At 72.4% G+C, this 21,316-nt stretch carries 20 protein-coding genes; 7 read left to right on the forward strand and 13 right to left on the reverse strand.

Annotation, left to right across the window (positions count from 1 at the left end):
- Positions 1-38 precede the first annotated feature (38 nt).
- A complete protein-coding gene (locus tag ACFUJ1_RS22340; protein WP_378648416.1) occupies positions 39-548 on the forward strand; it encodes a DoxX family protein in 510 nt (169 codons plus the stop codon).
- Entirely contained in the window at positions 545-2,089 is a 1,545-nt protein-coding gene (locus tag ACFUJ1_RS22345) for a fatty acid--CoA ligase family protein (protein WP_378648418.1), read from the forward strand. Before ACFUJ1_RS22340 ends, ACFUJ1_RS22345 begins: the two co-directional genes overlap by 4 nt.
- 4 nt (positions 2,090-2,093) lie before the next feature.
- Here the strand turns inward: ACFUJ1_RS22345 and ACFUJ1_RS22350 are convergent, their stop codons facing one another.
- From ACFUJ1_RS22350 to ACFUJ1_RS22375, 6 genes are all read right to left on the reverse strand, one after another.
- Complete coding sequence (locus ACFUJ1_RS22350; RefSeq protein WP_378648420.1) at positions 2,094-2,504, reverse strand: PaaI family thioesterase; 411 nt, start codon at positions 2,502-2,504, stop codon at positions 2,094-2,096.
- Positions 2,501-4,066, reverse strand: a complete 1,566-nt coding sequence (locus tag ACFUJ1_RS22355; RefSeq protein ID WP_378648422.1) for a class I adenylate-forming enzyme family protein — start codon at positions 4,064-4,066, stop codon at positions 2,501-2,503. The genes ACFUJ1_RS22350 and ACFUJ1_RS22355 overlap by 4 nt, the downstream gene beginning before the upstream one ends.
- A 122-nt stretch (positions 4,067-4,188) precedes the next feature.
- Positions 4,189-5,709, reverse strand: coding sequence for a class I adenylate-forming enzyme family protein (locus ACFUJ1_RS22360; protein WP_378648424.1), 1,521 nt, complete (start codon positions 5,707-5,709; stop codon positions 4,189-4,191).
- Complete coding sequence (locus tag ACFUJ1_RS22365) at positions 5,709-6,494, reverse strand: enoyl-CoA hydratase/isomerase family protein (RefSeq protein WP_378648426.1); 786 nt, start codon at positions 6,492-6,494, stop codon at positions 5,709-5,711. Before ACFUJ1_RS22365 ends, ACFUJ1_RS22360 begins: the two co-directional genes overlap by 1 nt.
- Entirely contained in the window at positions 6,491-7,294 is an 804-nt protein-coding gene (locus ACFUJ1_RS22370) for an enoyl-CoA hydratase/isomerase family protein (RefSeq protein ID WP_378648474.1), read from the reverse strand. The genes ACFUJ1_RS22365 and ACFUJ1_RS22370 overlap by 4 nt, the downstream gene beginning before the upstream one ends.
- 20 nt (positions 7,295-7,314) lie before the next feature.
- Positions 7,315-8,109 (reverse strand): enoyl-CoA hydratase/isomerase family protein, encoded by a 795-nt coding sequence (locus ACFUJ1_RS22375; protein ID WP_378648428.1) that lies wholly within the window; start codon positions 8,107-8,109, stop codon positions 7,315-7,317.
- Positions 8,110-8,198: 89 nt separating this feature from the next.
- Between ACFUJ1_RS22375 and ACFUJ1_RS22380 the strand changes: the two genes are divergently transcribed.
- Entirely contained in the window at positions 8,199-8,873 is a 675-nt protein-coding gene (locus ACFUJ1_RS22380; RefSeq protein ID WP_378648430.1) for a hypothetical protein, read from the forward strand.
- Positions 8,870-9,745 (forward strand): enoyl-CoA hydratase/isomerase family protein, encoded by an 876-nt coding sequence (locus ACFUJ1_RS22385; RefSeq protein ID WP_378648432.1) that lies wholly within the window; start codon positions 8,870-8,872, stop codon positions 9,743-9,745. The genes ACFUJ1_RS22380 and ACFUJ1_RS22385 overlap by 4 nt, the downstream gene beginning before the upstream one ends.
- 72 nt (positions 9,746-9,817) lie before the next feature.
- Here ACFUJ1_RS22385 and ACFUJ1_RS22390 read toward each other — a convergent pair whose 3' ends face one another.
- The 6 genes from ACFUJ1_RS22390 to ACFUJ1_RS22415 all read right to left on the reverse strand — a co-directional run bounded on the left by ACFUJ1_RS22390 (position 9,818) and on the right by ACFUJ1_RS22415 (position 15,574).
- Positions 9,818-10,651 (reverse strand): TetR/AcrR family transcriptional regulator C-terminal domain-containing protein, encoded by an 834-nt coding sequence (locus ACFUJ1_RS22390; protein WP_378648434.1) that lies wholly within the window; start codon positions 10,649-10,651, stop codon positions 9,818-9,820.
- 170 nt (positions 10,652-10,821) lie between these two features.
- A complete protein-coding gene (locus ACFUJ1_RS22395) occupies positions 10,822-11,625 on the reverse strand; it encodes an enoyl-CoA hydratase/isomerase family protein (protein ID WP_378648436.1) in 804 nt (267 codons plus the stop codon).
- Positions 11,622-12,815 carry a CaiB/BaiF CoA transferase family protein gene (locus tag ACFUJ1_RS22400; protein WP_378648438.1) on the reverse strand — a complete coding sequence of 398 codons (1,194 nt, stop codon included), beginning with the start codon at positions 12,813-12,815 and terminating at the stop codon, positions 11,622-11,624. The genes ACFUJ1_RS22395 and ACFUJ1_RS22400 overlap by 4 nt, the downstream gene beginning before the upstream one ends.
- The gene (locus tag ACFUJ1_RS22405) at positions 12,815-13,579 is read right to left on the reverse strand and encodes an SDR family NAD(P)-dependent oxidoreductase (protein ID WP_378648440.1); all 765 of its coding nucleotides are present in this window, start codon (positions 13,577-13,579) and stop codon (positions 12,815-12,817) included. The genes ACFUJ1_RS22400 and ACFUJ1_RS22405 overlap by 1 nt, the downstream gene beginning before the upstream one ends.
- Positions 13,576-14,763, reverse strand: a complete 1,188-nt coding sequence (locus ACFUJ1_RS22410; protein ID WP_378648442.1) for a cytochrome P450 — start codon at positions 14,761-14,763, stop codon at positions 13,576-13,578. Before ACFUJ1_RS22410 ends, ACFUJ1_RS22405 begins: the two co-directional genes overlap by 4 nt.
- A gap of 25 nt (positions 14,764-14,788) precedes the next feature.
- Positions 14,789-15,574 (reverse strand): SDR family oxidoreductase, encoded by a 786-nt coding sequence (locus ACFUJ1_RS22415; RefSeq protein WP_378648444.1) that lies wholly within the window; start codon positions 15,572-15,574, stop codon positions 14,789-14,791.
- A 115-nt stretch (positions 15,575-15,689) separates the two neighbouring features.
- Between ACFUJ1_RS22415 and ACFUJ1_RS22420 the strand changes: the two genes are divergently transcribed.
- Both ACFUJ1_RS22420 and ACFUJ1_RS22425 read left to right on the forward strand, forming a co-directional pair.
- Positions 15,690-16,928 carry a cytochrome P450 gene (locus tag ACFUJ1_RS22420; RefSeq protein WP_378648446.1) on the forward strand — a complete coding sequence of 413 codons (1,239 nt, stop codon included), beginning with the start codon at positions 15,690-15,692 and terminating at the stop codon, positions 16,926-16,928.
- 11 nt (positions 16,929-16,939) lie between these two features.
- Positions 16,940-18,424 (forward strand): acyl-CoA carboxylase subunit beta, encoded by a 1,485-nt coding sequence (locus tag ACFUJ1_RS22425; RefSeq protein WP_378648448.1) that lies wholly within the window; start codon positions 16,940-16,942, stop codon positions 18,422-18,424.
- 51 nt (positions 18,425-18,475) lie between these two features.
- Here the strand turns inward: ACFUJ1_RS22425 and ACFUJ1_RS22430 are convergent, their stop codons facing one another.
- Positions 18,476-19,603, reverse strand: coding sequence for an NDMA-dependent alcohol dehydrogenase (locus ACFUJ1_RS22430; RefSeq protein WP_378648450.1), 1,128 nt, complete (start codon positions 19,601-19,603; stop codon positions 18,476-18,478).
- 86 nt (positions 19,604-19,689) lie between these two features.
- Here ACFUJ1_RS22430 and ACFUJ1_RS22435 point away from each other — a divergent pair, with 86 nt between their 5' ends.
- Positions 19,690-21,315, forward strand: coding sequence for an AMP-binding protein (locus ACFUJ1_RS22435; protein ID WP_378648452.1), 1,626 nt, complete (start codon positions 19,690-19,692; stop codon positions 21,313-21,315).
- The last annotated feature ends 1 nt before the right edge of the window (position 21,316 follow it).

A 21,316-nucleotide genomic window follows, 5' to 3' on the forward strand; every position in this document is an offset into this window, starting at 1 on the left:
GTATATGCTTACTGTAAGACTAGCGGTAAGTTGGCTCCATGACCGCGATCGATATGGGTGTGCTGATTCTGCGAGTGTGTCTCGGGCTGACGCTGGCGGCACACGGTTACGCGAAATTCTTCTCCGGTGGCCGGATCCCGGGCACCGCCGCCTGGTTCGACGGAATGGGCATGCGCCCCGGCGTGCTGCACGCCCGGCTCGCGGCGGGCACCGAAGTCGGCGCCGGGCTCGCGCTCGCGGCCGGTTTCCTCACGCCGCTCGCCGCCGCCGCTTTCGTGGCGTTGATGCTGGTGGCGGCCTGGACGGTGCATCGGGAGCACGGGTTCTTCATCGTCCGCAACGGCTGGGAGTACAACCTGGTGCTGGCCGTCGCCGCGGTCTCGGTCGCGACCATCGGCGCGGGCAGGCTCTCGCTGGATCACCTGATCTTCGGGGCCGACGCCCCCGCGGGCTGGCTCGGCCTCGTGCTCGCGGCGGTGCTCGGCGTCGGCGCCGGGGTCGCCCAGCTGGCGCTCTTCTACCGGCCGGTCGCGGAGCAGGAGCAGTGAGCGGGCCCGCGACCCCGCCGTCGGCGGACGAGCGGGCCGGGGCCGAGTTCGCCGCCGTGCTCGCCGAGCGGCTCGGCTCCTACGGGCCCCGGCCGTTCGTCGAGTTCGAGCGGCAGTGGTACAGCGGTGACGAGGTCACCGCCGTGCACCGCGCGGTCGAGGCGGCACTGGCCGCGGCCGGGGTCGGCATGGCCGAGCCGCTCGGCGTGATCGTGCGCAATCGGGTGCCGCACGCCGCGGTGGTGCTCGGCGCGGTGGCGGGGCGGCGTCCGCTCGTGATGATCAACTCCTATCGCTCGGCGAGCGCGATCGCGCGCGAGGTCGCCGAGCTCGGCCTGGCCGCGATCGTCGCGGACGAGCAGGACTGGACCACGGAACTCACCGCGGCGTGCGCGGCGGCGGGCAGCGTGGGGGTGCGGGCCGCGATCCGCGCGGCCGAGGTCGGCGTCGTGGTGCCGCGCGGCGGCTCGGCGGATGTCGGCGTGGTGGTTCCGCGCGGCGGCGCGCCCGCCACCGGCGCCGCCGCGGCCGGGCTGCACATCCTGACCAGCGGGACGACCGGGCCGCCGAAGCGGGTGGCGATCGGCACCGCGGCGCTCGCGCACACCGTGCGCACCATGACCGGCGGGCGCACCGCCGCGCCGGACGACCCGCCGGAGCTGGTGTACTGGCCGTTCGGCAGCATCGGCATCTGCCAGCTGCTCGCGGTGCCGTTCCTCGGCACCCGGATGGTGCTGATGGAGCGCTTCACCGTCGCGGAGTGGGTGCGCGCGGTGCGCGCCTACCGGGTGCGGCGGGCCGGGGTGCAGCCGACCATCCTGCGGATGCTGCTCGATGCCGACGTGCCACCGGAGGAGCTGGCCTCACTGGAATACCTGCCCGGCGGCTCCGGCCCGCTGGAGCCCGGGCTGCGCGCCGAATTCGAGGAACGGTACGGGATTCCGCTGCTCTGGGCCTACGGCGCCACCGAGTTCGCGGGCTCGGTCTGCGCCTGGACCCCGGAGCTGCACGAGCGCTACGGCGCGGCCAAGCGGGGCAGCGTCGGGCGCCCGCTGCCCGGGGTGTCGGTCCGCGTCGTCGATCCGGCGACCGGCGCCGAGGTCACGGCCGGTGCGCGGGGACTGCTGGAGGCGCGGGTGGCGGCGCTGGGCCCGGAGTGGATCCGGACCACCGATCTGGCCTCCCGCGACGCCGACGACTTCGTCACCATCCACGGCCGCGCCGACGGGGCGATCAACCGCGGCGGCTTCAAGATCCTGCCGGAATCGGTGCGCGCCGTGCTGATCCGGCACCCGGCGGTCCGCGACGCCTGCGTGGTCGGGGTGCCCGACCGGCGGCTCGGGCAGGTGCCCTTCGCCGCCGTCGAGGTGCGCCGCGGCAGCCCGGCGCCGACCCCGGACGAGCTGCGGGCACTGGTCCGCGCGGAACTCCCGAGCCACCACGTCCCGGTGGCGGTCGCGGTGCTGGCCGAGCTGCCGCGCAACGCGGCGATGAAGGTGCGGGTGGACGCGGTCGCCGCGCTGCACGGCGACCGCGGCTGACGGCTCAGGCCGGCGGCGTGCCTATCCCGGGGAACTCGACATTGGCGAAGCTGGAGGTGGCGAGGACCGCGAGCGCGTCGCCGGGCAGCACCCGCACCTCGACCTCCACCACGGTGGAGCGCCTGCCGCTGTGCACGATCCGGGTGTACGCCCGCGCCGTGCCCGCGGTGACCGCGCGCAGGTAGCGAATGTTCAGGTCGGAGGTGACGACGCCGGTGCCCGCAGGCCGCCCCGCGAGCGCGGCGGAGCCCGCCGCGACATCGACCAGGGTGGCGAGCAGCCCGCCCTGCAGTCCGCCGGACAGGTTGACGACGTGCGGCGCCACCGGCAGTTCCCAGTACTCGGCTCCGTCCTCGGTGATCCGACGGATGCCGATCCGGTTCATCAGATCGCCGATCGCTTCGAGCGATGTCATGGTGCGGTCCTTGCTGTGGTGGCGGTGGTGCCCCGGGCGGCGAGCAGCGCGCGCAGGGCGGGGAGGTCGACCTTGCCGGTGCCGCCGCGCGGCACCGCGTTGTCGGAGTCGAGCAGTAGCCAGAGCGCGGGCACCTTGAAGGCGCTGAGTACCTCGCGGGCCGCCGCGCGCAGCTCCTCGACGGTGGTCTCGGCGGGACTGACCACGGCGGCGGCGATCCGCGGTCCGGGCAGATCGGTGACGTAGGCGTGTGTCACGGCGGGCAGCGAGCGCAGCGCGCGCTCGACTTCGCCGGGGTAGACGGTGGCGCCGCTGACCTTGACCATGTCGTCGGTGCGGCCGTGGTAGAAGAGGAATCCGGCCTCGTCGAGGCGGCCGAGGTCCCCGGTGCGGTAGAAGCCGTCGGGGGTGAACAGCTCCTCCCGGCTACGCCCGCACATGCCGCGCAGGATGTGCGGGCCGCGGATCAGGATCTCGCCGATCTCCCCGGCGGGCAGCGCTTCGCCGCCGCCGGGGGCCGCGATGCGCACCTCGGTGCCGGGGAACGGCCTTCCGCAGCTGCCCCACGCCCGCTCCGGCATGTCGGTGTCGGCGGCATAACCGCAGTAGGGGCCGAAGGATTCGGTCATGCCGAACAGGTTGGCGCGGGCGCCGGGCGCCGCGCGCAGCTCCGGCGGGAGCAGCGCCTCGAGACTGCCCGGCCGCAGCGCGGAGAGGTCGGCACCGGCCGCCGTGGCCTCGCGGGCCAGTGCCGCGGCCTGATCGGGCCAGCCCCGGAACAGGGTGACCCGTTCGCGCTCCAGCAGCCGCAGGGTGCTCTCCGGCTGCGGGATCTCCTCGGTGACGAGCGTCGCGCCGGCCAGCAGCGCGGACAGGATGCCGCCGCCGAAGCCGCCGACCCAGAAGAACGGCATCGGCAGGTACAGCCGGGTGCCCGCGGTGACGCACCGGTCGGCCAGCCCGGCCCGCACCGCGCCGAGCGCGCTGCCGTGCGCGTGGATCACCCCCTTCGGGGCACCGCGGCTGCCGGAGGTGAACAGGACGATGAGCGGGTCGGCCGGGGTCACCGCGGCGGCGAGGGCGCGGGTGACGGCCGCTGCGTCGCCGCGCAGGGCGGCGGCCTCGGCGGTCGTCCACAGGGCGCGCAGCGCGGGGACCTCGGGATGCAGGATCGGGGCGGTGAGCGGGGAGTCCAGTGCCGCGCGCAGGTCGTCGAGGTAGCGGTGCCCGCGGAACTCCTCGGCCGCGATGAGCACCTGCACCGACGCCACCCGCAGCTGGGTGCGCAGCTCCGGCGGGGTGAGCAGGGTGGAGAGCGGAACCAGCACGGCGCCGACCCGGGTGAGGGCGAGCGCGGTGCGCACCCAGCCGGTGTTGTTCGGGGCGAGCAGCCCGACCCGGGTGCCCGGCCCGATCCCGGCGGCCACCAGCCCGGCCGCGAGTTCGGCGGTGGCCGAGTCGAGTTCGGCGTAGGTGAGCCGGTGCTCCGGGTCGATCACCGCTTCGCGATCCGGGTGCGCCGCCGCCGCGGCGGTGAGCAGCGCGTCGATGGTGTCAGGCATGGGGGTGCTCCCGGCGCGCGGAGCCGGTGATCCGGGCGGGAGGCCGGTACCGGCCCGTCGCTGCGCGGGGGCCGTCGCCCGGATATCGCGGGCGGGATGCCGGCACCGCTCGACCGGGTGCGTCACACGGCATGGTCGCCTCCGATCGCGGAAGCCCCGGCGGCTGTGACCGTCTGTACTTCACCGATCTCGGTGAAGTGCAGGCGCACCGCGGTCAGATCCGGCTTGCCGGAGGGGGTGCGCGGGATCTCCGGCACTATCGCGATCTCGGCGGGCACCTCGTATCCGGCGAGCCGATCGCGCAGGAACTCGGTGAGCTCGGTGGCGTCGGCGTGCGTGCCGGAGCGCAGCTCGACCATCGCCACCGGTGTCTCGCCGAGGCGGGGGTCGGGGCGGGCGACCACCGCGGCGCCGCGCACCGCGGGGTGCGTCTCCAGCGCGCCGCGCACATCGTCGGGCAGCACCTTGAAGCCGCCGCGGATGATCGCCTGGTCGGCGCGGCCGAGGATCCACAGGAAGCCGTCGTCGTCGAGCCGGGCCAGGTCGGTGGTGCGGATCCAGTCCGCGTCCGGGCCGAGCTGCCCGGGCGCCACCTCCAGCAGCCCCGGCTCGCCCGGCGGCAGCGCGGCGCCGTCGTCGGCGACCACTCGCAGCTTCGCGCCGCCCTGGGCGCGGCCGACGCTGCCGCGTTTGGTCGCCCAGAACTCGCGGTGGTCGGCGAGGCTCCAGCCCGCTACTCCGCCGCCGAATTCGGTGGCGGCGTAGGAGGTCAGCACCGGGATGCCGAACCGCTCGTGGAAGGCGTCGGCGTCGGCGGCGGCGAGCGGGGCGGTGCCGGAGGTGACGACCGCGACGCTCGCCAGATCGTCGCGGGTCAGCTCGGAGTGCAGCACCATGCGCAGCGCGGCGGGCACCAGCGAGACCGCGCGCGGCCGGTGCGTGCGTACCGCGCGGGCCCACGACTCCAGCTCGAACCGGGGCAGCAGCACGAACGGCCGCGCCTCGGCGACGCACTGCAGCACGCGGAACACGCCGCCGATGTGCACCAAGGGCGCGTTGACGATCGCGACGCCGGTGCGCGGCCGGTCCGGGGCGGGCGCGCCGCGGAAGCCGGGGCCGATGACGCTGTGCGCGAGCATGTCGTAGCCGAGGTCGATCCGCTTCGGCGGGCCGGTGGTGCCGCTGGTCAGCATGCGCACCGCCACCGCGGTGGAGAGCGGGTCGGCGGCATACGGCGGGGTGGGGCCGGTGAACAGTCCGGCCAGCGAGGCGGTCGGCGTGCCGTCCGGCACCACCGCCGCCAGGTCGCCGGGGAGCCCGAGCACCAGCGGCAGCCCCAGCTCGCGCAGGTCGGCGCGGGTGCGCTCCGCGCCGCGGGACGGGTTGACGGCGACCACGGTGCCGCCCGCGCCGAGCACCCCGAGGAAGGCGGTGACGTGCGCGGGGGTGTTGCGCAGCAGGATGCCGATCGGCGCCTGCCCGTCGACGGCGTGTGCCCTGGTGAGCGCGGCGATCCGGGCCGCGGGACCGGCGAGCTCGCCCCAGGTGTGCCAGTGGCCGTCGAATTCGATGGCCGGCGCGTCGGGGCGCAGGGTGAGCACGTCGGCGAGGCGGCGGATGAGGGGATGGACGGAGGTGCTCATCAGCGGATCCTCGGTTGGGTGGGGGCGGGGCGGCCGTGGGCGGCGAGTTCGGCGGTGCCGAGCGGGTTGCCGAGGCGGGTGTAGATCAGGCCCTGGTCCAGCGCCGCGCGGTAGGGCTTGTCCAGTGATTCCCAGATCGCTTTGACGGTGCCCTGGGTGGCCGAGGGTGGTTTGGCGGCGATGGTCGCGGCGATCTCGTGCGCCCGCGCCCACAGCCGTTCGCCGGGAACGACCTCGGTGACCAGCCCGATCCGTAGTGCGGTGGCGGCGCTGACTCGTTCGTCGTTGCCGAGCAGCGCGATGCGCAGCGTTTCGCCGAGCCCGACGCGGCGCATGAGCCCGATCGGCTCCAGTGCGGAGACCAGCCCGGCCGAGACGTGGGAGTCGAAGAAGGTGGCGTCTTCGGCGCAGAGCACCACGTCGGATTCGTTGACGAAGTAGAAGGCGCCCGCGGTGCACATGCCCTGCACCGCGCAGACCACCGGTTTCCACATCTTCTGCCACTTGGGGCTGAGCAGCTCGCCCGGGTCCTCGTGGTGCCAGATGCTGTCCGGCTGGCCGTAGCTGGATTTGATGTCGAGCCCGGCGCTGAAGGCCCGCTCGCCCGCGGCGCGCAGCACCACCGCGTGCACCCGGTCGTCGGTACGCAGCGAGTGCCAGATCCGGGCCATCTCCTCGCACATGCGCCGGTCGAAGGAGTTGAGCCGTTCGGGGCGGTTCAGGGTGATGGTGGCGACCTTCGCCGCCGCGTCGATGTCGAGCAGGAGGGTGTCGTACTCGCTCATCGCGCCTGCCAATCCGGGGTCCGCTTCTCCACGAACGCCTTCGGGCCCTCCAGTGCGTCCTCGGTGCGGGTGACGCGCTCGCGGAACGACTCGGCGAGCATCTCCGCCTCGTGCAGCGGCAGGTCGAGTCCCTTCTGGATGGCGAGCCGGGTGCCGCGCACGGCCAGCGGGGCGTTGCGGTTGACCAGGGCGGCCAGTTCGTGCGCCCGCTCGAGCAATCGGTCGTGCTCGACCACCTCGCTGATCATCCCGAGCTCGTAGGCGCGCTGCGCGCTCATCCGCTCGTGCTTGCCCATGATCGCCATCCGCAGCGCCACCGAGCGGGGGAGCACCCGCGCCAGCCGGACCACCTCGCGTCCGGCCACCAGCCCGATGCTGACGTGGGGGTCGAAGAAGGTGGCCTGCTCGGAGGCGATCACGATGTCGGAGGTCGTCACCCAGTCCAGCCCGGCGCCGCAGCAGATCCCGTTCACCGCGGTCAGGATGGGCTTGGCCATGGTGCGGAACGGGGGAGTTCCCTCCTGCGGCGCTTCCCACTGCTCGTAGGTGGAGAGGTAGGGGCGTTCGTTGAGCACCTTGCCGTCGCCGGGGATCGCCTTGACGTCGGCGCCGGTGCAGAAGGCGCGGCCGGTGGCGGTGACGATCAGCAGCCAGACCCGGTCGTCGTTCTCGGCCTCGGTGTAGGCGGCGCGCAGTTCGGTGATCATGTGCGGGCTCAGCGCGTTGAGCGCCTCGGGCCGGTTCAGGGTGACGGTGGCCGTGTGCCCCTCGACCTCGTATCCGATGGAGTCGTACGGCATGGGCTTCCCTTCGTCGGTGGTCATCGGCCCTCGAAGTCCGGGGTGCGGCGCTCCCGGAACGCGGCGAGCCCCTCCTTGAAGTCGCGGGTGCGACTGGACAGTTCGAGCGCGAACAGCTCGTTGGTCATGGCCTGCGGCAGCGTGGCGTGCAGGTTCTGCGCGAGCGCCTGCTTGGCCAGCCCGAACGCCACGGTGGGCGCGGCGGCCAGCCGGGTCAGCAGTGCCTCGGCGGCGGCGTCCGGGTCGTCGGCGACCTCGTGGATCAGCCCCCACTCGGCGGCGGTGGCGCCGTCGATCTTCTCGCCGAGCAGCAGCATGCGGCGGGCGCGGGCGAGCCCGGTGAGCCGCGGCAGCAGCCAGGTGGAGCCGGAGTCGGGGCTGAAGCCGCGGTCCAGGAATGGCTCCCAGAAGGTCGCGTCCGGGGCGGCCACGGTGAAATCGGCGGCCAGCGCGAGGTTGCAGCCGAGGCCGGCGGCCCAGCCGCGCACTGTGGCGACCACCGGCAGCTGCACGGTGTGCAGCAGCTCGATCACCCGGTGCGCGGTGTGCGGGACCCGGCGCAGCACCGCGCCGGTGCGTGGCCTGGCCTCCCCGGCATTGCCGGAGACCCAGTCCACGCCCGCGCAGAAGTGCTCGCCCGCGCCGCGCAGGTGGACGGCGCGCAGGGTGTCGTCGGATGCGGCGGCGGTCAGCGCGGTGACCAGGGTCTCCACCATGTCCGGGGTCAGCGAGTTGCGCCGCCCAGGTCGGTCCAGGGTCAGCCGCAGCACCGCTCCGTCCCGCTCCACCTTCGTCACCGCGTCGCCCACAGCCACCCTCCGATCCTTACTGAGATAGATACAGTAGACAATACCGTTGCTCGTCTGCCAAGGTGGGCGTGAGCCCGAGGAGGAACGAGGCCCGCATGGAGATTCATTTCGGCGAGCGCCCGCTGGCCCAGACCGAGGCCGCGGCATCCGCGCTGCGCCGCCTCGCCGCGCTGCTGCTCTCCCAGGAGCAGCCGCAGCCGGTGGTCGAGGAGATGCTGCCGCGCTTCGCGGAGTGGGAGCGCGCGCTCACCGCCACCGCGCCTGCCGACGCCCGGCCGCGGGTGGGTGATGCCGAGGACGATCCGGAGCGCCGGATCTACCTCGACCACGCCTTCGATATCGGCAGCTACAACCCGTGCTTCCCGGAGTACGTCTTCGACGCCATCGATCCGGCCTCCGCGACCGGCCGGGTGACCTTCCCGGTGACCTTCGAGGGCCCGCCGGGGCTGGTGCACGGCGGCTTTCTCGGCGTCTTCTTCGACTGCGTGGTCCAGCAGCACAGCTGCGCGGCGGGCGTCACCGGCAAGACGAGGTCGCTGACGATCACCTACCGGCGCCCGACCCCGCTGCTGACCGAGCTGACCTTCTCGATCGAGCGCACGGCCACCGAGGCCGGCATCGAATCGCAGGCGCTGCTGCGCCACGGCGCGGAGGTGCTGTGCCGCGCGGTGGTGGCGACGGTCGCGGCGACGCCGGAGCGTCTCACCGGCACCAGATACGGCCACCGCCGGGCCCCCGGCACGCCGACGACCGAGAGGATCCCGCGATGACCAGCGCCGCTGACGGCCGCGTCCGCTACGAGGTGGACGACGACCGCCGGATCGCCACCATCACGCTGAACAACCCCGAGCGCCGCAACTCCTACGACGCGACCATGCGCGACGGACTGGCCCGCTTCCTCGACGAGGTGGCCGCCGACGACGACATCACCGTGGTCCTGCTGCGCGGCGAGGGCGGGGTCTTCAGCACCGGCGCCGATATGAACAATGCCTACGGCTGGTACGGCGAGGGCAATGGCGCCGCGCCGAAGAAGAGCAGGCCGAGCCAGCGGCGCCGGCTCACGGTGGACCGCAAGTCCTTCGACTTCTACCACGAGTTCCTCGGCTTCCCGAAGGTCACCGTCGCCGAGATCGGCGGCTTCGCGCTCGGCGGCGGGTTCGAGATGGCGCTGATGGCCGATATCGCCGTGGTGGCGCGGGACGCGCGGCTCGGCATGCCCGCCACCCGCTTCCTCGGGCCCGCGCTGGGCAGTCTGCACATGTTCTTCCACCGGCTCGGGCCGGTGCTGGCGCGGCGGCTGCTGCTCACCGGCGACATCGTGGAGGCGGGGACGCTCGAGCACCTCGGGGTGTTCACCGAGACCTGCGAGCCGGGGCAGGTGACGGCGCGGGCGCGGTACTGGGCGGAGAAGGCGGCGAAGATGCCCGCCGACGGTGTGGTGATCGCCAAGGAGGCGTTCCGGCTGGTCGAGCAGAGCCAGGCGTACCAGGGGGAGGAAGTCGCGAGTTACCTCTTCCACGCCTTCGGGACGAATCTGCAGTTCGCCGACGGTGAGTTCAACTTCGTCAAGACCAGGGCCGAGCACGGCACCCGCGAGGCATTCCGGTTGCGGGACGAGCACTTCCACGTGCCGGAGCCGTGAACGCGAGCGTGCCCCGGCGGGTGAGAGCCGGGGCACGGGGCGTTCGCCGGGGCACGCGGCCGGCGGGCCGGATCAGGAGGCGGCGGCGGTGCGCCGGGTGCGGGTGGCCGGTGCCTTGGCAGCGGTCCGCTTGGCGGCGGCCTGCTTCGCAGGAGCCTTGGCCGCCGGGGCCGCAGCCTTCGCCTTCTTCGCCGGGACGGCGGGCGCGCTGCCCGCGATCACCCGGCTCGCGTGGTCGAGAATGCACTCCAGCCCGTACTCGAAGTTCCGGTCGTCCGGCGCACCACTGCGCCGCCCCCGCGCCATGGCCTCGGCGAGCAGCGGCGTGGTCTCCGGCTCGATGGCGATGTCCTCGTAGTAGGCGGACGCCTCGGCCTCGAGTTCCTTGTTCTTGTCGTAGAGCCGCTGCAATACGACCGAGCCGCGCACGTGCAGATTGATCGCGGAATACAGGTCGAAGGCGTCGTCGACGGAGAATCCCGCTTTGACCAGAGTGTTGATGGCGCGCTCGATTCCCTGCGCGCCGAGCCGGGCGGCATCGCGGCTCAGCGCGGAGCGAATGAGAATCAGATCGCACAGAATCGGATTGCCGAGAAACGTTTGGCGCATTGTCCGCGCGTGATTGCGGAGCGTCTCGCGCCAGTCGTCGGCCTCGACGAAGGGCGCGGCGAAGGCGTACTGGCTCAGCGCCCGGTCGGTCATGGCGTTGAGCAGGTCGTCCTTCTTGCGGAAGTACCAGTAGATGCTGGTGACACCGACATCGAGGTGTTTGCCGAGCAGCGGCATGCTCAGCCCGTCGATGGAGACCTCTTCGGCGAGTTCGAAGGCGCCCTGGATGATGTCCTCGGGATTGAGCGATCCTCGCTCGCGGCGCTGCCGCTTCACGGGCGTTGCGCGCTTCGCCATCGCCGAACTCACTTCCTCTGCGGTGCTCGGTGTTTCCGGCATCCGGCGCCGCCGGGGAAATGCCGGAAGCGGATCGTCGAAATCCGCACGGTAGATGCTACCACGGGGTTTACCGTTCGGTATTTCCGACGGCGCCGCGGTATTCCGATCGGCCGATAATGTATCTCAGATCACATTTCCGCGGCGGCTCCCGAATTCGCGTTCGCGCCCGGAAATGCCGGCTCGCGTTTCTCCAGGAAGGCGGCGAACGCCTCGAGCACGTCGGGACCGGCGAGATTGACGGCCTGGGCCCTGGTCTCGGCGTCCAGCGCCTCGTCGAGTGTCCGGTCCGCGCCCGCGGCCAGCAGCGCCTTGGTCTGCGCCAGCGCGGTGGGGGCTCCGGCGGCGAGCCGCCCGGCGAGTTCGGCGGTGAAGGCGTCGATCTCGGGCTCCGGCCGGACCCAGGTGACGAGCCCGAGCGCCAGCGCCTCCTCGGCGCCGATGGCCTCGGCGAGCAGGGTGAGCCGCTTGGCCTGCTGCAACCCGACGAGCCGGGGCAGCACCCACGAACCGCCGCAGTCCGGGGAGAGTGCGCGGCGGGTGAAGATCTGACAGAACCGGGCATCGGGCGCCGCGACCACGAGATCGCAGGCGAGCGCGAGGTTCCAGCCCGCGCCGTAGGCCGGGCCGCGCACCTTGGCCACCGTCGGCACCGGCAGTTCGTGCAGCCGCCGCACCACCTCGTTGATGCCGCGCATCTCCTCGGCCGGGTCCGGGAACTCCTCGACGTCGGCGGTGGCGGAGAGATCGGCGCCACCGGAGAAGGCCCCGCCCGCGCCGGTGAGGACGACGGCCCGCGCACCGCCCGCGGCGATCTCGGCGAGTTGCTCGCGCAGCGCCGCCCACAGCGCCCGATCGATGGCATTGCGCCGGTCCGGGCGGTTCAGCGTGAGGGTGCGCACGTCGCCGTGCTGTTCGGCAAGGAGTACGGTCATGGCGTTCCTTCCAGGGCGGGCACCGCGATCCCGGCGGTGCCGAGCGCGGCGATCTCGTCGGATGCGAAACCCGCGGTGCGCAAGATGGATTCGGTGTGTTCGCCGAGCGCGGGGACGGCGCCCATCGCGGCGGTCCAGCCCTCGATCACCGGGGGCGGAAGCAGGGCGGTCACGGTGCCGCCGGGGCTCTCGACCGATCGCCACCGGCCCCGCGCCGCCAGCTGCGGGTGCGCGTTGACCTCGGCGGGGGTGTTGAATCGGGCATTGCCGATTCCGGCCGCGTCGGCGCGGCGCAGGATCTCGGTCAGGGGCAGCTCCGCGCACCACGCGGCGAGCGCGGTGTCGAGTTCGGCCCGGTGCGCCACGCGCCCCGCATTGCTCGCGAAGCGCGGGTCGGCCGCCAGCTCGGGGCGGGCGAGCAGCTCGGTCGCGAGGCGCTGCCACTCCCGGTCATTGGTGGTGCCGAGTACCGCGGTCGCCCCGTCGGCGGTCGGGTAGGCGCCGTAGGGGGCGACCGCGGGCGAGCCCATGCCGACCGGCGGCTGTTCGGCGCCGGAGTAGCGGGCGTGCGTGAGCGGATAGCCCATGAGCTCGGCCATGGTGTCGAACAGGCTCACCGACGCCGTCGCGCCACCGCGGCGGTAGAGCAGCGCGAGGATGGTGATCGCGGCGTAGAGCCCGGCGGTCACGTCGGCGACCGGCGGCCCCGGCTTGGCGGGCGCGCCGGGGAATCCGGTGACCGCGCAGGCGCCGGACTCGGCCTGGATCAGCAGGTCGTAGGCGCGCTTGTGCGACAGCGGCCCGCCGGCGCCGTAGCCGTCGATCTCCAGCGCGATCAGCTCGGGGTAGCGCCGCCGCAGCTCGGCGGGGTCCAGACCGCGCCGGGCCAGCGCACCCGGCGCGAGATTGGCGACGAAGACATCCGCCGTGGCCAGCAGCCGGTGCAGTACCGCGAGCCCATCGGGCGCGGTGAAGTCGAGCGCGATCGACTCCTTCCCCCGGTTCGCCCAGACGAAGTGCGCCGCCTGCCCGTGCACCACATCGTCGTAGTGCCTGGCGAAGTCGCCGCCGCGCGGATTCTCCACCTTGATCACCCGCGCGCCGAGATCGGCCAGCGTGCGGGTGCACATGGGCGCCGAGACCGCCTGCTCCAGCGCGACCACGGTGACCCCGGTGAGCGGGCCCGCCATCAGATCACCAGCCCGCCGTCGACCGGGAGCACCTGGCCGGTGACGTAGGAGGCCGCGTCCGATGCGAGGAAGACGAAGGCCTGCGCGACCTCGGCCGGTTCGGCCCAGCGGCGCAGCGGAATCCGGGCCAGTGTCTGCTCGGCGAAGCGCTCGTCGGTGCGGATGGTCTCGGTCATCGGCGTCGCCGCGGCCGGTGCCAGCGCGTTCACCGTGATCTGCTTGCGGGCCAGCTCCTTGGCCAGCGACTTGGTGAGCCCGACGATGCCCGCCTTGGCGGCCGAGTAGTTCACCTGGCCGAGCGCGCCGGTGAGCCCGGCCGAGGAGGTGACGTTGATGATCCTGCCGGTGCCGTCCTCCGGCAGGTACGCCAGCGCGGCCTTGGCACAGCGGAATGCCCCGAGGACGTGGATGTCCAGCATGGCGAGCACCGATTCCTCGGTGGTCTTGGCGAACATGGCCGGTGCCGTTGCCCCGGCATTGTTGACCACGATGTGCAGGGTGCCGCCGGTCAGTGCCGCCGCGCGGCCCGCCGCGGCGGTGGCCGCGGCGCCGTCGCGCACATCGAGCGCCGCCGCCTCCGCGATACCGCCCGCACCCGTGATGCGCTCGGCCGTGCCCGCGGCGGCGGCTTCGTCCAGGTCGGTCACCAGCACCGCCGCGCCGCGGGCGGCGAGCGCGACGGCGACCGCCGCACCGATCCCGCCCGCGGCCCCGGTCACCAGCGCCGAGCGCCCGGACAGGTCGAACGGGTCGCGCTCGCTCATCCGGCCACCTCGAACGACACCGGCAGCGCGGTGGGGGAGCGGAAGGGCTGGCCGAAGATGTGCGGGTCGTCCTCGGTCAGCAGGGTGATCTCGGTGAGCCGGTCCAGCAGGACCTCCAGCGCCACCCTGGTCTCCATCCGGGCCAGGTGCAGCCCGAGGCAGGTGTGCGCGCCCGCGGTGAAGCTGATGTGCGGCAGGCGCTTGCGGGAGATGTCGAACTCCTCGGCGCGCTCCCAGCGCCCCTCGTCCCGGTTGGCCGCGCCGAGCGCGATATCCAGGGTCGCGCCCTTCGGGATCGCCACCCCCTCGAGCTCGGTGTCGCGAGTGACCGTGCGCTGCACCAGGGTCAGCGGGGTCTCGTAGCGCAGCCCCTCCTCGATGGCCGGCCCGAGCAACCGGCGATCCGCCTGCACCGCCGCGAACTGCTCGGGGTGGGTGAGCAGCAGGTACAGCAGATTGCCCGAGGAGCGGTAGGTGGTCTCCAGCCCGGCGGGCAGCAGCAGCCGCAGGAACGAGTAGATCGCCTCGTCGGTGAGCTGCTCACCCTCGATCTCGGCGGTGACGAGGTCGCCGATGATGTCGTCGGTGGGCTGCGAGCGGCGCTGATCGATGTGGCCCTGGAAGTACTCCTGCAGCGCGGCCGAGGCCGCGAAGGCCGCCTTGTAGTTGCCGGTGTAGCTGATGATGTCGACCGCGGCCTTACGGAAGAACGGCAGGTCCTCCTCCGGGAGCCCGAGCAGCCGGGCGATCACCCGGGTCGGGAACTCGAAGGTGAACTCGCGCACCAGATCCGCGGTGCCGCGCTCGGCGAACTCGTCGATCAGCGCGGTGCAGATCGGGCGCACGATCTCCGGCTCCCAGGTCAGCAGCGACTGCGGCTTGAACGCCGCGGTCACCAGGTTGCGGTGCGCCTTGTGCCTGGAGCCGCTCATGGCCAGGATCGTCGGGCCCATGAAGACGCCGATGGTGCTGTCGTAGAGCTTCGAGCTGAAGGTCTCGGTGTCCCGCAGCGCCGCATTGGCCGCGGACCAGGAGAGCGCCGACCAGGAGTCGCGTGGCCGGAACTCCTCCGGTGTTCGCGAGTAGTCCATGACGCCGCCGTGGTAGACGCCGTGTTCGCGGCGGTGGGCGGCGAAGAAGGGGTAGGGATCGCGGAGATCCAGGTCCCGTACGGGGCTGTTCACAGTGTACCTTTCGGGTAGAGCGCGGCTACAGCGCGAGCCGGCCGCCGGCCGACATCGGGGCGACGAATCCGCCGTCCACGTGCAGGTCATGGCCGTTCACCCAGCCCGCCGCGGGCGAGCCGAGGAACTCGATCACCGGGACGATGTCCGCGGCGGTGGCATGGCGGCCGACGGTGGCTTTCACCGTGTCGAGGAGTTCTTTGCCCATGGAGGTCTCGAAATCGCCGAGGATCGGCGTCTCGGTCGGCCCGGGGCTGACCGTGTTCACCCGGACGCCGTACTTCTGCCAGGCCGCGGGCGCGAGTCGCGTGGCGAAGAGCACCGCCGCCTGCTTGGAGGTGCTGTAGACCGGGTAGGCCGGGTCCTGCCCCGCCTGCCAGGCCCGCACCGCGGCCTCGTCGGTCGCCGCGAGCAACCCCTCCAGTTCGGGGATGCGCTGCTGCCAGCCGAGTGCCGCCACCGAGGCGACGGTGACGACCGCGCCCCCGGTGCGCAGCAGCGGCAGCATGCCGGTCACGGTGCGCCGCATGCCGAGGTAGTTGACCTCGAGCACGTCGCCGGCGGGCGCGGTGCCCGGCACCCCCGCGACGTGCGCGAGCAGGTCCCAGCCGTCGCCGATCCCGGCGAGCAGCGCCTCGATGGCGGCGCCGTCGCGCAGGTCGCAGCGCCGGTGCTCGGTGGCCGGGGTGTCGTTGTCGCGGAGGTCGACCGCGAGCACGTGCGCACCGGCGGCGTGGAAGTGCGCCGCGGTGGCCGCGCCGATGCCCGATCCCGCCCCCACGACCACGATCCTGCGCTGTGGCTGCGCCATGGGATTACCGCCGTCCAGTCGTTTCGAAGGTCTTACGGAATGCTTGACAGTAAGCTCGACTATAAATCACCCTGGCTACCGAGACAACGAGCCCTGAGTGGACGGAACAGACCGGATGAGCACGCCGATCGTCGATGAAGCCGCGAAGCTACTCGCGGAGCCTGCCGCCTACACCGACGAGCCGCGTCTGCACGCCGCGCTCTCGGGCCTCCGCGCCAACACCCCGGTGTCGTACGTCGACGTCCCCGGATACAAGCCCTTCTGGGCCGTCACCAAGCACGCGGACGTGCTTGCGGTCGAGCGCAACAGCAAGCTCTTCTCCAACTGGCCGCGCCCGGTGCTGATGTCGGCGGAGTCCGACGAGCAGCAGGCCGCGGTCGGCATCCGCACCCTGATCCACATGGACGACCCGCAGCACCGCGTGGTGCGCGCGATCGCCGCCGACTGGTTCGGCCCGAAGGCCATGCGCGCCATGGACCTCCGCATCACCGACCTCGCCAAGCGGTACGTGGATCGGATGCGCGACGCGGGCGGCGAGTGCGACTTCGTGCAGGAGGTGGCGGTCAACTACCCGCTGTACGTGATCATGTCCCTGCTCGGCGTCCCCGAGTCCGACTTCCCGCGCATGCTGAAGCTGACTCAGGAGCTGCTCGGCAGCGACGACGAGGAGTACCAGCGCTCGGCGGTCTCCCAGGAGGAGAAGGTCGGCGCACTGCTCGACATGTTCGCCTTCTTCAACGACCTCACCGCCGCGCGGCGGGCCACCCCGACCGCGGATCTCGCCTCCACCATCGCCAATGCCCGCGTCGACGGCGAGCCGCTCGGCGATATCGACACCGTCTCCTATTACGCCATCATCGCGACGGCGGGCCACGACACCACCAGCGGCACCATCTCCGGCGGCATGCGCGCGCTGGCGGAGAACCCGGACCAGCTGGCCCGGCTGCAGGCCGACATGTCGCTGCTGCCGCAGGCCACCGAGGAGATGATCCGCTGGGTCACCCCGGTCAAGGCGTTCATGCGCACCGCGACGGCGGACACCACCCTGCGTGGGGTCCCGATCGCCGAGGGCGACTCGCTGCTGCTCTCCTACATCTCGGCCAACCGCGACGAGGAGGCCTTCGACGACCCCTTCCGCTTCGACGTCGGGCGTGAGCCGAACAAGCACGTTGCCTTCGGCTTCGGCATCCACTTCTGCCTGGGCGCGGCGCTGGCCCGGCTCGAGGTGAACCGCTTCTTCGCCGAGCTGATCCCGCGGCTCACCTCGGTGGAGCTGGCCGGTGAGCCGGAGCTGATCGCCACCACCTTCGTCGGCGGCCTCAAGCACCTGCCGATCCGCTACACCCTGCGCTGAGGAGCCCCGTCGTGAGCTGGAAGGAAACGCTCGAGGATCTCGACGGGCGCCGGGAGCGGTCGGCGGCCATGGGCGGTCAGGAGCGGGTCGCCAAGCACCGGGCCAAGGGCAAACTGGACGCGCGCGCCCGGATCGCACACCTGCTCGACCCCGGCTCGTTCCAGGAGTTCGGCGCACTGGTCGGCGGCGAGATCGCCGCCGACGCCGTCGTGACCGGCTCCGGGCTGATCGGCGGCACCCCGGTCATGGTCGGGGCGGAGGATTTCACGACGGTCGCGGGCACCATCGCCCCCGGCAGCAATGCCAAGCGGTACCGCCTGGCCGAGCTGGCGGTGCGCAACAAGGTGCCGCTCGTCATGCTGCTGGAGGGCGCCGGATTCCGGCCGACCGGCGCGCACTACGGCCGCACCCCCACCGACCTGCTCGCGCAGGCGCGGTGCTCGGGCAAGGTGCCCATGGTCACCGCCGTGCTCGGCCCGTCGGCCGGGCACGGCGCGCTGATCGCGCCGGTCTCGGACTTCGCGATCATGAGCCGCCAGGGCGCCATCTTCACCGCCGGTCCGCCGGTGGTGCGGGCGTCCACCGGGGAGCAGATCAGCAAGGAGGACCTCGGCGGCCCGGACGTGGCGGTGCCGAGCGGGCTCATCCACAATGTGGCCGAGAACGACGGGGACGCGCTCGACGAGATTCGCCGCTACCTCTCGTACTTTCCGTCCAGTGCCTGGTCCTACCCGCCCGCCCTGCTCTCCGACGACGCCACCGAGCCGCGCGCGACCCCGGAGCTGCTCGACATCATCTCCCGGGACAACCGCAGCACCTACGACATCCGCGCGGTGCTCGACGTCGTCTTCGACACCCCGGACTGGTTCGAGGTGCAGCCCGGGTACGGCCCCGCGATCGTGTGCGCGCTGGCCCACCTGGGCGGGCATCCGGTCGCGGTGGTCGCCAACCAGCCCGAGATCCTGGCCGGCTCGATCGACACCGCCGCGGCGAACAAGGCCGCGCACTTCATCACGGTCGCGGACTCGTTCCACTTGCCGCTGGTGTTCCTCGCCGACAACCCCGGCATGCTGCCGGGCGGCGAATCCGAGCGCGCGGGGGTGCTGCGCGCCGGGGCGCGGATGTTCGCCGCCCAGACCACCGCGAGCACCATCAAACTGCACGTCACACTGCGCAAGGCGTATGGATTCGGCTCGATGGTCATGTCGCTCATCGGCTTCGACAACCAGACCGCAGCCTACGCCTACCCCGGCGCCACCATGGGCGCTATGAGCGCCGCCGCGCTGGGGCTGGCCTCCGGCGCGGCGGAGGAGGTGGCCGCGCAGCTGCGCGAGATGGAGCTGCTGGCGTCCTACCACTCCGCCGAGCACATGGGCTTCGACGAGCTGATCCGCCCGGAGGAGACCCGCGACGCGCTGCTGACCGCACTCCGCCGCGGGATTTTCAGCCGCCAGCAGGTGGCGGAGCCGGTGCTGCGCACGGCCATCGTGCCCTGATTCTCGGGTGGGTCGGTGTCCGGTGGCACTCCACCACCGGACACCGCGCCTTCACCGGTCGGCGTCGGTGTAGCGGATGATGCCGCGCAGGTCGTGGCCACCGAGCAACTCGGCGTAGGCGTCGTTGATCTGCTCCAGGCGGTACTCCCGGACCGGCGCCGCCGCGAGGTCGATATCGCCGAGCTTGTGCAACGCGAGCACCTCGGGGATGTCGTGGTGCGGGTCGCCGCCGCCGTAGAGGCTGCCCTGCAGGTTCTTCTGCAGCAGCGGCACCAGCGACAGGTCGAGCTTCAGGTCCGAGGTCATCACGTCGGCGCGGGCGGTGAGCACGCAGGTGCCCGCGCGGGCGGTGATGCGGAGCCAGTCGTCGAGCTCGTGGCCGTCGTAGCGGCCGGTGGTGACGACGACCTTCTGGCACATGCGGCCCCCTGTCCGCTCGGCGATCCCCTCCGTCGCCGACCCGATATCCGGGTAGACCTCGGTGGCGCCGAACTTCACCGCCCGGTCCCGCTTCCACCGCGCGGACTCCACGACGAAGATCTGCCGTGCCCCGGAGAGCACGGCGCCCTGCAGGGCCGAGGCCCCGACCCCGCCGAGGCCGATGATCGCCACGTCCTCGCCGGGCGCGATCCGGGCGGTGTGCACGGCCGAGCCGTAGCCGGTGGTGATCTGGCAGCCCGCCAGGCAGGCGATGTCGAACGGGATGGAGGGGTCGATCTTCACCACCGAGGCGCGATGGACGACCGCGTACGGGGCGAAGGTGCCGACCAGCGACATGGGGTGCACCGGGCGGCCGCGGGCGTGCACGCGGAAGCTGCGGTCGGTGACCGAGGTGCCCGCGAGCAGCCCCGCCCCCAGATCGCAGAGGTTGTGTACGCCCGCCTGGCAGGACGGGCAGCGTCCGCAGGACGGGAGGAACGAGGTGACGACGTGGTCACCGGCGGCCAGGTCGGAGACGCCGGGGCCGACCGCGGTCACGACGCCGGCCCCCTCGTGCCCGCCGAGCACCGGAAAGGCGCTCATCGGGATGGCGCCGGTGACGAGATTGTGGTCGGCGCGGCACAACCCGGCGGTCTCCAGCCGGACCGCGACCTCACCGGCTCTCGGCTCCCCGATCTCGATCTCCTCCACCGACCACGACGTGTCGAGCCCCCAGAGCACAGCGCCTTTGGTTTTCATCCGAGTTACCGTCCCGAACCTTGTGTGAACCCTTACCGATAGGTATACAGTAACAGCGTCAGCCGGGATCTTCGTGGAGGAATGCAGTGACCGAATGGACAATCGGCACGGTGCTCGACGCCGTGGCGTCGGCGGTGCCGGAGCGCACGATGACGGTCTGCGGCGAGCGCCGCAGCACCTTCGCCGAATCCGCCGAGCGCACCCGCAGGCTCGCGAACTTCCTCGCCGACCGCGGGCTCGGCCTGCACACCGAGCGCGCCGAGCTGGAGCGCTGGGAGTGCGGCCAGGACCGGGTCGCGCTGCTCATGCGCAACGACCTCTACCTGGACGCCATGATCGGCTGCCTCAAGGCGCGCACCGTCCCGGTCAACGTGAACCCCAGCTACACCGCGCACGAGGTCGGCGAGCTGCTCGCCTACCTGCGCCCCAGCGCGATCGTGTACCACCGCGGCTTCGGGCCGGTGCTGGCCGAGGCGGTCCCGAACCTGGCGGAGCTGCTGCTGATCGTGGTCGAGGACGGCAGCGGCGCACCCGAGCTGCCCGGCGCGATCGCCTTCGACGACGCGGTGCGCCAGGGCGACCCGGACCGGGTCATCGAGACATCCCCCGACGACGTGGCGATGTTGTGTACCGGCGGAACCACCGGCAGGCCCAAGGGCGTGCTCTGGCGGCAGGCCGACCTGTACGTCTCCTCGATGAACGGCGCCGACCACGAGTCCACCGACGTACTCCACGGTTTCGCCCGCGCCACCGGCCAGTCCTGGTTCGCCATGTCCCCGCTCTCGCACGCGGCCGGCATCTTCACCGCGTGCGCCGGGCTGCTGGCCGGGCAGACCATCGTCCTCTACGACGACCGCCACCGCTTCGACGCCGCGCTCGCGCTGGCGACCGCGGAGCGGGAGAAGGCGGCGCTGCTCACCATGGTCGGCGACGCCTACGCCGCGCCCCTGGTCGCCGCGCTCCGCGAGCGCTCCTACGACCTGTCCGGGCTCTTCGGCATCGGCACCGGCGGCGCCGCCACCAACCCGGTGTACAAGCGCGCGCTGCTGGAGCTGCTCCCGCACATCATGATCATGGAGGGATACGGCTCCTCGGAGACCGGCGGCATGGGCTTCGGGCGCAGCAGCAAGGACAACCCGGTGGAGACCTTCGCGCCGATGCCGGGCGGCACCGCCATCTCCGCCGACCGCACCCGCTTCCTGGAGCCGGGGGAGAGCGAGGTCGGCTGGGCGGTCCGGGTCGGGCGGGTGCCGCTGGGCTACTTCGACGACCCCGAGGCCACCGCGCGCACCTTCCCCGAGATCGACGGCAAGCGCATGGCCGTGCCGGGCGACCGGGTGACCGTCGACGCCGACGGCACCCTGCGGCTGCTCGGCCGGGACTCGCTGGTCATCAATACCGGCGGCGAGAAGGTCTTCGTCGAGGAGGTGGAGGAGGTGCTGCGTGCGTTTCCCGGCATCGCCGACGCCCTGGTGGTCGGGCGGCCGAGCGCGCGCTGGGGCAACGAGGTCGTCGCGCTGGTCCGCACCGAGTCGGGGGCGATCCCGGTGGCGGAGCTGCGCACCGCCTGCCGGGAGAAGCTGGCCGGTTACAAGATCCCCAAGGACTTCCTCCCCGTTGCCGAGGTGCGGCGCCTCGGCAACGGCAAACCCGACTACCGGTGGGCGGCCGAGCAGGCCCTGGAGTCCGCCGCGCGAGAAATCGGAGCCTGAT

Origin of the sequence: Nocardia sp. NPDC057227 (assembly GCF_042669725.1) — a bacterium.
In the GTDB taxonomy this organism is placed as follows: Bacteria; Actinomycetota; Actinomycetes; order Mycobacteriales; family Mycobacteriaceae; genus Nocardia; species Nocardia asteroides_A.

Coding starts and splice junctions, on each gene's coding strand:
- ACFUJ1_RS22365 (WP_378648426.1), bottom strand. CDS start 6,494: ATGAGCGAGTACGACACCCTCCTGCTCGACATCGACGCGGCGGCGAAG.
- ACFUJ1_RS22415 (WP_378648444.1), bottom strand. CDS start 15,574: ATGGCGCAGCCACAGCGCAGGATCGTGGTCGTGGGGGCGGGATCGGGC.
- ACFUJ1_RS22390 (WP_378648434.1), bottom strand. CDS start 10,651: ATGGCGAAGCGCGCAACGCCCGTGAAGCGGCAGCGCCGCGAGCGAGGA.
- ACFUJ1_RS22405 (WP_378648440.1), bottom strand. CDS start 13,579: ATGAGCGAGCGCGACCCGTTCGACCTGTCCGGGCGCTCGGCGCTGGTG.
- ACFUJ1_RS22395 (WP_378648436.1), bottom strand. CDS start 11,625: ATGACCGTACTCCTTGCCGAACAGCACGGCGACGTGCGCACCCTCACG.
- ACFUJ1_RS22360 (WP_378648424.1), bottom strand. CDS start 5,709: ATGAGCACCTCCGTCCATCCCCTCATCCGCCGCCTCGCCGACGTGCTC.
- ACFUJ1_RS22385 (WP_378648432.1), top strand. CDS start 8,870: ATGACCAGCGCCGCTGACGGCCGCGTCCGCTACGAGGTGGACGACGAC.
- ACFUJ1_RS22380 (WP_378648430.1), top strand. CDS start 8,199: ATGGAGATTCATTTCGGCGAGCGCCCGCTGGCCCAGACCGAGGCCGCG.
- ACFUJ1_RS22370 (WP_378648474.1), bottom strand. CDS start 7,294: ATGCCGTACGACTCCATCGGATACGAGGTCGAGGGGCACACGGCCACC.
- ACFUJ1_RS22420 (WP_378648446.1), top strand. CDS start 15,690: ATGAGCACGCCGATCGTCGATGAAGCCGCGAAGCTACTCGCGGAGCCT.
- ACFUJ1_RS22340 (WP_378648416.1), top strand. CDS start 39: ATGACCGCGATCGATATGGGTGTGCTGATTCTGCGAGTGTGTCTCGGG.
- ACFUJ1_RS22430 (WP_378648450.1), bottom strand. CDS start 19,603: ATGAAAACCAAAGGCGCTGTGCTCTGGGGGCTCGACACGTCGTGGTCG.
- ACFUJ1_RS22400 (WP_378648438.1), bottom strand. CDS start 12,815: ATGGCGGGCCCGCTCACCGGGGTCACCGTGGTCGCGCTGGAGCAGGCG.
- ACFUJ1_RS22355 (WP_378648422.1), bottom strand. CDS start 4,066: ATGCCTGACACCATCGACGCGCTGCTCACCGCCGCGGCGGCGGCGCAC.
- ACFUJ1_RS22350 (WP_378648420.1), bottom strand. CDS start 2,504: ATGACATCGCTCGAAGCGATCGGCGATCTGATGAACCGGATCGGCATC.